The organism is Mesorhizobium sp. M4A.F.Ca.ET.020.02.1.1, from assembly GCF_004022645.1.
In the GTDB taxonomy this organism is placed as follows: Bacteria; Pseudomonadota; Alphaproteobacteria; order Rhizobiales; family Rhizobiaceae; genus Mesorhizobium.
Genome location: NZ_RZOI01000523.1, coordinates 1 through 4,428 on the forward strand (window position 1 = coordinate 1; position 4,428 = coordinate 4,428).

The window sequence follows — 4,428 nt, forward strand, 5'->3', positions numbered from 1 at the left end:
CTTCGTGCCTCTGCAGAAGACCGTTACGGCGATCCTGGCCGCGATCCGCCATAAGGCCAACCCCGTGATGCTCGATTACCTGCCGGTCTCGGAAGGCGTGGAGGATCACGCAACGCAAACGCTTCTGGCGGTTTCGAAATGCGCCGACATGATCGTACTGTGGCGACGCCTGATCGCCATGGAACTGATGGCGGCGGCCCAAGCCGTTGACCTGCGTGAAGGGATCACGCTGGCGCCGGCAACCGCCGTCATCCACACTTCTGTCCGCACGCATGTCCCGACGCTCAAGGAGGACAGGCCGCTCGGGGCCAACGCCAACGTGCTCTACGCAGCGCTCGCCGACGGCTCTTGGCGGGCCTGAAAAACAAAGAGTTAGCCGCGCTTCTTGAATCGGCGTCAGCGCGACACGCTTCAGATGACCGCCCGACGGCGTCGATTAGCCCGCCGCGATCAGCACAGTACTGTCCGGCGACCAGCTGAGCACCACCGGCTGACCTTCAGCCAACCTTTCGGCGCCGGTGTTCTGCACGATCACCTTCAGCGTCCGGCCGTCGCGGTCGACAAAATAGGTGCTGTTGTTGCCGGCGAAGATACGCTTGGACACCTGTCCCTTGAGCGTATTGGCATTGTCCGCATCGGGCTTCGCCGCGCCGGTCGAGATCTGGATCCGCTCCGGCCGCACCGCGCAACTCGCCTTGGCGCCGGCTGCCAACGAGGGCCCTGACGAGGCATTGATCGCCGTGCCGTCGGGCAGCCGGATGCCGGTGCCGGTCGCGTCGCCGCGAAAGATGTTGGCGTCGCCGAGGAAGGTCGCGGCGAACTCGCTTTGCGGTCGGTCGTAGATCTCTTCCGGCGGCCCCTCCTGCACCAGCCTGCCGTCGCGCAGGATGCCGATGCGGTCGCTCATCGTCAGCGCCTCTTCCTGGTCGTGCGTGACGAAGATGGTGGTGATGCCGATCTCGCGCTGGATGCGCTTCAACTCGATCTGCATGTCGACGCGCAGCGCCTTGTCGAGCGCGCCGAGCGGCTCGTCGAGCAACAGCACGCGCGGCTTGGTGACGATGGCGCGCGCCAACGCCACGCGCTGGCGCTGGCCGCCGGAAAGCTGGTGCGGCCGGCGGGCACCCAGCTTGCCAAGTTGGACGAGGTCGAGTGCCCGCTGCACCTCGGCGGCGATCGTCGCCTTGGCCTCGCCGCGCACCGACAAGCCGAAGGCGACATTGTCTGCGACGCTCATATTGGGAAACAGCGCATAGTTCTGGAACACCATGCCGATGCGACGCTTCTCGACCGGCACGCGCTCGACGCTCTCGCCGCCGATGGCGATGCGGCCGCTGTCGGGAAAATCGAAGCCGGCGATCTGGCGCAGCAAGGTGGTCTTGCCGCTGCCCGACGGCCCGAGCAGCGCGTAGAAGCCGCCGTCGGCGAAATCGATCGAGACGTCATCCAGCGCCTTGTGCGCGCCAAAACTGCGGGAGACGTTCGCTACCTGGACGCCTGCCATTATTTCTCTCCGCCGAATTTGAAGAAGCGTGCCGTGAGCAGCATCAGCGCCATCGACACCACGATGATGATCGTCGACACCGCGTTGATCTCGGGCGTGAAGCCTTTGCGGATCGCCGCATAGATCTCGACCGGCAGCGTCGTCTGGCCTGGGGTCGACAGGAAGTACGAGACCACGAACTGGTCAAACGACACGGCGAAAGCGAACAGACCGCCGGCGATCACTCCGGGCATGATCCAGGGCAGCGTGACGCGGTTCGTCACCTGCCACTGGTTGGCGCCGAGCGAGCGCGCCGCCTCCTCCAGCTCCGGCGCGAAGGTCTGCAACCGGGCCGAGACAACGACGATCACATAAGGCAGCGCCAGCGCGACATGGCCGAGCAGGATGGCTACCAGCCCGCGGCCGATGCCGATGCCGAAGAAGAAGATCAGCATCGCCGTGCCTGTGATCAGCCACGGAATGGCGATCGGCGGGAAGAGCAGCGCCTGCAGGGCCTTCTTGCCCGGGAATTCGTAGCGGTAGAGCGCCAGCGAGGCGGCCGAGCCGAGCACGGTCGAGATGATGGTGGTGATGACCGCGATCTCGATGCTGTTCCAGGTCGCCGCGATCAGCTGGTCGTTCTGCCAGAGCGAGGCGTACCAGTCCGTCGTCCACTCGAGTGGCAATTGGTAGAAGGGCGAGGCGTTGAACGACATCAGCGCCATGATGATGATCGGCAAATAGAGGAAGGCGAGCAGCAGGACGATGTAGAACCGCCCTAGCCATTCGAGGATGCGCGTCGTCGCCATCAGGCGGCCCTCCGCAACACTGGCGAGGCCACCGCCAGGATCACCAGCACGACGGCAAGCAGGATGAACGAGAGAGCGGCGCCCAGCGGCCAGTTGAAGACGGCGACGAACTGGTCCTCGATGACGGTGCCGTAGAAAGTGCCGGTGCGGCCGCCGAGAATACGCGGCTCCATGAAGGAGCCGACGACCGGCACGAAAATCAGCGCCGCCCCCGCGATCAGGCCCGGCATCGACAGCGGTATGATGACGCGCCAAAGAACCTGCCGCCGCGAGGCGCCGAGCGAGCGGCCGGCCTCGATCAGCGAATCGTCGATCGCCTGCAGCGTCAGGTAGCAGGTCAGCACCATGTAGGGCACGTAGGAGTGCACCAGGCCGATGATGACGGCCGGGTAGGAATACATGAGATCGATGTTGATCTTGAACGGCAGCACGGCGTTGAGTGCCGTGTCGAGGATGCCGCCCTCGCGCAGCACCATCGCCCAGGAGAAGATGCGCACCAGCCCGTTCGACCAGAACGGCAGGATGACGAGCAGGAAGATCGCCTCCCGGCTGCGTCCCTTCAGCACCTTGGCCAGCACATAGGCCGCCGGATAGCCGATCACCACGCACCAAAGGGTGACCTCGAGGCCGAGCCGCAGCGAGGCAAGCAGAAGCGTCAGATAAAGGCTCTGCGAGAAGAAGGCCGCGTAGTTGTCGAGCGTGAACGCCCATTCCTTCCCGGCCAGCGGCAGGTCGGTCATGAAGGAGAAGAAGACCATGGCCGACAGCGGCAGGAAGATCGCCACCGTCAGCCACAGATAGGCCGGCAGGAGAAGCGGCAGGGCCGGCCTCAGTCCGCGCCGCGAACCGATCGCATGCTGGTCAGCCATGGATGCCTCTCCTCCCCGAAAGACGCCGACTACTTCACGTTGACCTTCAGCTCCTGCCAGAGCGCCAGGTACTTCTCGCGCTGCTCGTCGGTGACCGGCGCCTGGAACTGGATGCGCTTGGCGACGTCCGGATCGCCCATGACCTTGCGGTTGAATGCATCCTCGGGCAGCGCCTCGACCGCTTTGGTGTTGGCCGATACCGGCGCGCCGACCTTGGTGACCCATTCGACGTAGAATTTCGGGTCGATCATGTAGTTGATGAAGGCTTCGGCGCCCTCGACATTCTTGGAGCCTGCCGGGATCGAGAAGGCATCGAGCCAGGCGACGGCGCCTTCCTGCGGGATAACCAGCGAGACCGGCAGCTTGAAATGCGTCTTGGCGCGATCGGCCGAGCCGCTCCAGTAGGTGCCGATGTCGATCTGGTTGGAGGCGACCATCTGGTTCCAGTCGTTCTCCGAGCTCCAGAACGTCTTGATCTGCGGCATCAGCGAGGTGAGCTTCGCCTTGACCGCTTCCATGTCCTTGATGTCGTTTATGTTCTGGCCACTGGCGATGGCGCCGAACTGCACCGCCTCGACGGCGTCATCACGGATGATGACGCGGCCCTTATGCGCCGGATCCCACATTTCGGCGATGCTCGTCGGCGGCTTGGGGAACGACTTCTCGTTGATCGCTAAGGCGGTCAGCCCCCACACCCACGGCACGCCATAGACCTTGCCGTCATGGTTGAGCATCGGTGAGCCGGCCTTGTCCTTGCTGATGTCGGCGTAGTTGGCAAGCTTCGAGACGTCGATCGGCTGGATCAGCTTGCCGGCCATCGCCTGATCGTTGAAGGCGGCATTGATCATGACGACGTCGTAAAGGCCGGGATTGGTCCTGAGCTTGGTCAGCATCTCCTGTTCGGAGTTGAAGAAGTCGTTGACCACCTTGTTGCCGGTCGCCTTCTCGAAGGCTGCGATCGCCCATGGCTCGTCGGCGCCGTAACCCTTCCAGTTGAGCACATGCACTTCACCGGCATTGGCGGCAAGCGTGAATGCTGAAGCGAAGACGGCCGTGGCCGTCAAAAAAGCGGTCAGTCTGGGCATGCGCATGTTTCTTTCCTCTCATTGTTTGCCCGGTTGGCGGGCTTGTTAAGTTGTGGCCTCTCGTTCCCGGTCCTGCGCGATCGCCGCTTGAACGCGCCGGGCAAGGAATTCCTGGGTTTCGGCGTCGGTCGGCGCCGACGATCCGCCATGGCGGGTAACGGAAATCGCTGCCGCCGCATTGG

Annotated in this window: 5 protein-coding genes; 1 reads left to right on the forward strand and 4 read right to left on the reverse strand. The window is 63.9% G+C overall.

Annotation, left to right across the window (positions count from 1 at the left end; all coding sequences use genetic code 11):
* Positions 1 to 361: aromatic amino acid lyase (locus EN742_RS25720; RefSeq protein WP_189375589.1), on the forward strand; the 361-nt coding region annotated here is incomplete at its 5' end.
* Positions 362 to 436: 75 nt separating this feature from the next.
* Here EN742_RS25720 and EN742_RS25725 read toward each other — a convergent pair.
* From EN742_RS25725 to EN742_RS25740, 4 genes are read right to left on the reverse strand one after another with little or no spacing between them, the layout of a single operon-like run.
* Positions 437 to 1,504 (reverse strand): ABC transporter ATP-binding protein, encoded by a 1,068-nt coding sequence (locus EN742_RS25725; RefSeq protein ID WP_127406355.1) that lies wholly within the window; start codon positions 1,502 to 1,504, stop codon positions 437 to 439.
* Positions 1,504 to 2,292 (reverse strand): ABC transporter permease, encoded by a 789-nt coding sequence (locus tag EN742_RS25730; protein WP_126059003.1) that lies wholly within the window; start codon positions 2,290 to 2,292, stop codon positions 1,504 to 1,506. Before EN742_RS25730 ends, EN742_RS25725 begins: the two co-directional genes overlap by 1 nt.
* Positions 2,292 to 3,161: an ABC transporter permease gene (locus EN742_RS25735; protein ID WP_126059002.1), complete on the reverse strand. Its 870-nt coding sequence runs from the start codon at positions 3,159 to 3,161 to the stop codon at positions 2,292 to 2,294. Before EN742_RS25735 ends, EN742_RS25730 begins: the two co-directional genes overlap by 1 nt.
* Before the next feature lie 29 nt (positions 3,162 to 3,190).
* On the reverse strand, positions 3,191 to 4,252 hold the full coding sequence (locus EN742_RS25740) for an ABC transporter substrate-binding protein (RefSeq protein WP_126059001.1): 1,062 nt from the start codon (positions 4,250 to 4,252) through the stop codon (positions 3,191 to 3,193).
* Positions 4,253 to 4,428: the final 176 nt, after the last annotated feature.

Excerpts from the sequence above, each read along its gene's own strand:
- EN742_RS25730 (WP_126059003.1), bottom strand. The coding sequence starts at position 2,292 with ATGGCGACGACGCGCATCCTCGAATGGCTAGGGCGGTTCTACATCGTC.
- EN742_RS25725 (WP_127406355.1), bottom strand. The coding sequence starts at position 1,504 with ATGGCAGGCGTCCAGGTAGCGAACGTCTCCCGCAGTTTTGGCGCGCAC.
- EN742_RS25740 (WP_126059001.1), bottom strand. The coding sequence starts at position 4,252 with ATGCGCATGCCCAGACTGACCGCTTTTTTGACGGCCACGGCCGTCTTC.
- EN742_RS25735 (WP_126059002.1), bottom strand. The coding sequence starts at position 3,161 with ATGGCTGACCAGCATGCGATCGGTTCGCGGCGCGGACTGAGGCCGGCC.